The sequence below is a fragment of the uncultured Henriciella sp. genome, from assembly GCF_964005855.1.
Classification (GTDB): domain Bacteria; phylum Pseudomonadota; class Alphaproteobacteria; order Caulobacterales; family Hyphomonadaceae; genus Henriciella.
The window spans coordinates 1-5590 of sequence record NZ_CAXFSW010000036.1 but is presented as its reverse complement, the minus strand read 5'-3'; the positions used below and the strand labels follow the sequence as shown (position 1 = coordinate 5590).

The following is a 5590-nucleotide window of genomic DNA, read 5'->3' as shown; positions in this document are numbered from 1 at the left end:
GTGGAGCCGGCCATATAGGTGTCGGCAAAATCCTCCATCACCTGTTCCTTGAAGCGGCTCTCATAGTCGAGGACATAGTGCGGGATGCCCACCTGATCGGCGACATTGCGCGCATCATGGATGTCCTGGCCCGCGCAGCAGGCGCCCTTCTTCTCGATGGCGGCGCCGTGATCATAGAGCTGCAGCGTGATCCCGACCACGTCATAGCCCTCATCGGCCAGCATGGCGGCGACGACAGAGCTGTCGACCCCGCCCGACATGGCGGCCACGACACGGGTTTCAGATGGGGGCTTTGCAAAGCCAAGCGAATTGAGCTCGCCCGCTGGGGCGCTCATAAGGTCAGTCATCTCATCCTCCAGCGGGTTCAAGGCCCGCAGCAGAAACAGTCATTGTGAAGCGCGCTACATAGTCGATCGCGCGCGGAATGTCAGGGGCGGGCTGTCAGCGCCCGGTGGGAACAGGGCAACGCGCCCCCACGTTTTTATTGCCATGGACGCACTCGACGCATTCTTCGGCACCGAAATCGGAACGCTGCAGCTGCTCCTGCGCATCGGGCTGGCCTGTCTGTTTGGTGCCCTCTTGGGGCTGGAGCGGGAAATCCGCGACCGGCCGGCGGGCCTTCGCACCTTCATGCTGGTCTCGCTCGCCGCCTGCCTCTTCACCATCATTGCGCTGGAGGTCAGCTTCCTGGTGGAGACGGCCGAGGATCAATCCAGCATCCGGCCCGACCCGTTGCGCATCGTCGAGGCCGTCACTGCCGGGGTCGCCTTCATCGCAGCGGGCGCCATCATCCGCCATAGCGGCCGGCTTGAGGGGCTGACGACGGGCGCAGGTATGTGGCTCGCAGGTGCCATCGGGCTTGCCTGCGGGGCAGGCTTCATCGGCATTGCCGCGCTCGTGACCCTGCTGGCGCTGGTCATCATGGTCCTGTTCAAATGGGTCGAGCGCTACCTGCCGGTCACCGATGACGATGAAAGCTGACGGCCGGGTTGAGCCGCGCGCTCACCCAAGGCCGAGCTGTCTGATCAGCGCGTCATGGCAGCCGGGCACGAAGTGAAACGCGTCCCAGCCATGCTGGCGCGCCGCCTCGACATTCTCTTCCATGTCGTCGACCAGGATGACATCGCGGCCGCCATGGCCCAGCGCGTCCTCTATATGGGCAAAATAGGCGAGGTCCGGCTTGGCAAGGCGCATACGGCCTGCGGCGAAGACCGTATGCATGTGCTCGCCAAAGCCCATCTCCTCGATCCAGTCGGCGCGGTAGACCTCATTATTCGTCGCGATGACATTGGTGATGCCGGCGCGGCGCGCCCGCTGCACGATATCGAGGGTCTGCCTGTCGGGGATGTGGTCCTTGTCGAACCAGTAATCGATCACCTCACCGGCGCGGTGCGGCACGCCATGTCCGGCGGCCCAGTCGCCCACCAGTTCATGCAGGTCGGCTTCCCCGACCATGGCCTTCTGGAAGCGGCCGGAGAAGAGATACGTCGCCAGCGAGTCGATGGGCAGGCCGGTATCCTGCTCGAACGTTGTCATCCATTTGAAGACGCCATTCTCGACATTGGAATTCAGGACGCCGTCAAAGTCCCAGGCGATGAGTTTGTAGCGTGTCTGTGTCATCAGGTCTCTGCGTGGTGTGGATCGAAGGCCGATCCTTTCAGTCGGGCCGGCAGGGGGTTGCCGGGCGTTCTTGGCCACTGGCCCAGTATGTCTTCGGGCTCATACAGGCCCTGGAAGAAGACAAAGGTATCGTGGTTATAGTTTGCGCGGATCGCTTCTTCCATCGGCTCATCGATCAGAAGCAGCGTCCAGACAAGGTCTGGCGAGAATACGGTGCGCACAGTGAAGAGGTCCACCGCCCCGCCATCGTGCAGGCGCTTCATCTTGTGGAAGACATGGACGAAACGGCGCCGGGCTGAATCGAGGCGCTGGTATTCGGCTTCCGCCTGCGCCCCCCTGTCCGGCTTGTGACGGAGCTCTCCATACCGCGCCAGCTTGCCGGCGCGTTCATATTCGAACAATACGCCGGACGCCTGACGGAATTCATCGGCGGCAATGTCGTCCATGAAAGCGAGGATGATCTGGAGGTTCAGGGCCTTGCGCTGATTATCGGCGACCTCTTCAAGTTCCTGCTTCTGGAGCTCCAGCGCTTTTTTCTGCGCGCTATTGGTCAGCATGATGCCGATAAGGGCAAATCCCGAGAAGAACGCGCTCGCGGCGCCGAACATCGCGCCAAATTGCGAGACGCGCGTCGCAGCGAGGTCTTCCAGCTGGAGCAGCTGCATCATGACGATGGGAACGAGCCCGAATATCAGCCAGAGCGCAATGGCAATGACCGACCATTGATAGATATTGAGCCGCTCATGAAGCGGCTCTTTCTTTTTCTTCTGGGTCCCGGCGGACGGGGTGCGCTGATCCGGCATGAAACGTCTCTTGGACCATATCTTCTGTCCCGTCACCCCCGCGCCATCCTGACGCGCGACAGGATGGAGACCTGTTCATGAAAGACGTGTCGGCCTATGGTGAGGTGGCTATGCAGTGCCAAGGAGTGCCCTCATGGAACTAGACGCCCTTATCCTGTCTCGCCTGCAGTTTGCCTTCGTTGTCGCCTTCCACATCATGTTTCCGGCCTTCACCATTGGCCTCGCGGCCTTCCTGGCGGTTTGTGAGGGGCTGTGGTTGTGGACCAAGCGGGACGTTTTCAAACGCCTCTATCTTCACTGGATCAAGATATTCGCGCTCGCTTTTGCGATGGGCGTCGTTTCGGGCGTGGTCATGTCCTACCAGTTCGGGACCAACTGGTCGGTCTTCTCTGACAAGGCCGGCAGCGTGATCGGCCCGCTCCTTGGCTATGAGGTGCTGACCGCTTTCTTCCTTGAAGCGACCTTCCTCGGTGTCATGCTCTTTGGCTGGAAGCGCGTCGGCAACAAGCTGCACTTTATCGCGACCTGCGCGGTCGCCATCGGCACGACGATTTCTGCCTTCTGGATCCTGTCGGCAAATAGCTGGATGCAGACGCCCGCCGGTTTTGCCATCGATCCGGAAACCGGCAATTTCTATGCGACGAATTTCTGGGAAGTGGTTTTCAATCCAAGCTTCCCGTCGCGCTATGTCCACATGATGCTGGCCGCTTTCATTACCACCGCGGCCGTGATCCTGGCCGCCGGTGCCTGGCAGGTCGTTCGCCATCATGACCAGGAACCCACACGCTGGCAGATCCGCATGGCGGCGGGCACGCTCGCCGTCCTGATGCCGCTGCAGATCATGGCCGGCCACTGGTCGGGCGAAGTCGCCCATGAATATCAGCCGGCAAAGATCGCAGCGGTCGAGGGCTGGTGGGAGACGGATAGGATCCAGCCCACAATCCTGTTTGCGCTTCCCGATGAGGAAAATGAGCGCAACATCGCCGAAATCGCCATCCCCGGCACAAGCCCTTATCTCTTCCCCGGCGAGAAGGGGGACCTGAAAGGCCTCAAGGCTTTCGACGCAGAAGACCGTCCGCCCGTCGCCATCGTTTTCTGGTCTTTCCGTATCATGGTGGGCGCCGGCATGATCATGCTCGCCCTGGGCATCTGGGGCTGTCTGCTCTGGTGGCGCAAGAAAATCGACAAGCCGGGGCTCTTTCACTGGCTGGCTGTGCCCAGCGGGGCGCTCGGCTTTATCTCCGTCATCTCCGGCTGGGTGGTCGCCGAGGTCGGGCGCCAGCCCTACACGGTCTATGGTCAGCTGCGCACCGAGGACAGCGTCGCGCCGGTCTCGACCGGGCAGGTGGCGACCTCGCTGCTGATCTTCATGATCGTCTATGCGATTATCTTCACGGCAGGCACGGTCTACATGGCCCGGATCGCCACGCGCGGCTTCGAGGATGACGCGCCAGAGCCGCCAGAGCGCGAACATCGTGCTCCGGGCTGGTCGCTCGGCGCTGTCGATGAGCCTGCCGAAGGCGGTTCGCGCAACCGCAAACCGGCAGAGTAAAAGGAAAGGGCAGAGGATATGGACTTCGATCTTCCGCTTATCTGGGGTGTGCTGATTGCCACCGCCGTCATGCTCTATGTCCTGCTCGACGGCATGGACCTTGGCATCGGCATTCTGACCGGTTTTGCCAAGAATGATGACGAACGAAACCTGATGACGGCGACCATCGAGCCGGTCTGGGACGGCAATGAGACATGGCTGATCCTTGGCGGCGGCGGCCTCTTTGCGGCCTTCCCGCTCGCCTATGCCATCCTGATGCCGGCCTTCTACCTGCCTGTGCTTCTGATGCTCGCCGCGCTCATCTTCCGCGGTGTCGCCTTTGAGTTTCGCCACAAGGCGGTCCGCAAACCGACCCGGCTGTTCTGGAATGGCGCCTTCTTCTATGGCTCGCTCACTGCCGCCCTGTCCCAGGGACTGATCCTTGGCGGCTTCATTCAGGGGGTCACGATTGAGGGCCGCAGCTTCGCCGGAGGGGCTTTTGACTGGCTGACGCCATTCTCCCTGCTCGTCGCGGTTTCGGTCGCCATCGGGTATGTCCTGCTCGGCGCCTGCTGGCTGGTGCTGAAGACCGAAGGCGAGGTTCAGCGCCGGGCGCGCAAGCGGGCGCTTCTGGCACTCGCGGGCGTCGCGCTCTGCTTTGCCGCCGTCAGCCTCGCCACCCTCTCCATCGATCCGCGCGTGACCGAACGCTGGGGCTTCTCCATGTCTCAGATAGAGGTTGGCAAGATCCTGCCGCTCGCCCCCATTCCGCTGATCGGCCTTGTCCTGACGGCGCTGGTCTGGCGCGACCTGTCCGGGCGGGTCTCGGCTCCGGACTGGCGGCCCTATGTCCTCTCGGCGGGGATCTTCCTGTCGGGTTATCTTGGCCTCGCCGTCAGCCTGTTTCCCAATATCGTGCCGTTCGAAATCGACATCTGGCAAGCGGCCGCGCGCGACAATGCGCTGATGCTCATGTTCGTGGGCGCGGCGATCATGCTGCCGGTGATCCTGATCTATACCGGCTATGTCTATTCGCTGTTCTGGGGGAAGGTCGACCCGGAAGAGGCCTATCATGACTGATCTCATCCGGCCCCAGGGCCCAGATGAAACCGGTACCTCGACGGGGCCGCTCTGGAAGCGGCTCGTCTGGTTCGGGGCGATCGCCTTTGCCAGCGTCATTGTCGTGGCGGCCACAGCCTATCTACTGCGCGGCCTGCTCCTGATGGGCTGAGCCGGCCTGCATGGTTGACGCCTCGTGTCAGGCGGGCAGAGTGAAGCCTGATTCAACTGGAAAGGGACCGGCCATGGCTGCCAAATTCGAACTCTACAAGGACACTGCAGGCGAATTCCGCTTCCGGCTGAAAGCCGGCAATGGCGAGAATATCCTGGCCAGCGAAGGCTACACCGCCAAGGCAAGCGCCGAGAATGGCATCGAGTCGGTCAAGGAAAACGCCCCGAAGGAAGAGCGCTACGAGAAGAAAGAGACGGCCGCGGGCAAATACATGTTCAACCTGAAAGCCTCCAACGGCCAGGTCATCGGCACCTCTCAAAGCTATGAGAGCACCTCCGGGCGCGATAACGGTATCGAGTCGGTCAAGACAAATGCGCCGGGCGCGCGTGTCGAAGACCTGACGGA

At 61.8% G+C, this 5590-nt stretch carries 8 protein-coding genes; 5 read left to right on the top strand and 3 right to left on the bottom strand.

Annotated features, from left to right (window positions below; translation table 11 throughout):
• On the bottom strand, positions 1 to 347 hold a 347-nt coding region (locus ABNU55_RS15525), incomplete at its 3' end, for an asparagine synthase-related protein (protein WP_348764577.1).
• A 142-nt stretch (positions 348 to 489) separates the two neighbouring features.
• On the opposite strand from ABNU55_RS15525, the gene ABNU55_RS15520 reads away from it, so the two are divergent.
• The gene (locus tag ABNU55_RS15520; RefSeq protein ID WP_290750808.1) at positions 490 to 981 is read left to right on the top strand and encodes an MgtC/SapB family protein; all 492 of its coding nucleotides are present in this window, start codon (positions 490 to 492) and stop codon (positions 979 to 981) included.
• Positions 982 to 1002: 21 nt separating this feature from the next.
• On the opposite strand, the gene ABNU55_RS15515 is transcribed toward ABNU55_RS15520, so the two are convergent.
• A complete protein-coding gene (locus ABNU55_RS15515) occupies positions 1003 to 1620 on the bottom strand; it encodes an HAD family hydrolase (protein WP_290750811.1) in 618 nt (205 codons plus the stop codon).
• Positions 1620 to 2423 carry a hypothetical protein gene (locus ABNU55_RS15510; protein WP_290750814.1) on the bottom strand — a complete coding sequence of 268 codons (804 nt, stop codon included), beginning with the start codon at positions 2421 to 2423 and terminating at the stop codon, positions 1620 to 1622. The genes ABNU55_RS15515 and ABNU55_RS15510 overlap by 1 nt, the downstream gene beginning before the upstream one ends.
• Positions 2424 to 2556: 133 nt before the next feature.
• Between ABNU55_RS15510 and ABNU55_RS15505 the strand changes: the two genes are divergently transcribed.
• The 4 genes from ABNU55_RS15505 to ABNU55_RS15490 all read left to right on the top strand — a co-directional run.
• Complete coding sequence (locus tag ABNU55_RS15505) at positions 2557 to 3975, top strand: cytochrome ubiquinol oxidase subunit I (RefSeq protein WP_290750817.1); 1419 nt, start codon at positions 2557 to 2559, stop codon at positions 3973 to 3975.
• An 18-nt stretch (positions 3976 to 3993) separates the two neighbouring features.
• Positions 3994 to 5034 carry a cytochrome d ubiquinol oxidase subunit II gene (cydB, locus tag ABNU55_RS15500; RefSeq protein WP_290750819.1) on the top strand — a complete coding sequence of 347 codons (1041 nt, stop codon included), beginning with the start codon at positions 3994 to 3996 and terminating at the stop codon, positions 5032 to 5034.
• Complete coding sequence (locus tag ABNU55_RS15495; protein WP_290750822.1) at positions 5027 to 5185, top strand: hypothetical protein; 159 nt, start codon at positions 5027 to 5029, stop codon at positions 5183 to 5185. Before cydB ends, ABNU55_RS15495 begins: the two co-directional genes overlap by 8 nt.
• Positions 5186 to 5258: 73 nt before the next feature.
• A partial coding sequence (locus tag ABNU55_RS15490) for a YegP family protein (RefSeq protein WP_348764576.1) occupies positions 5259 to 5590 on the top strand: 332 nt, incomplete at its 3' end.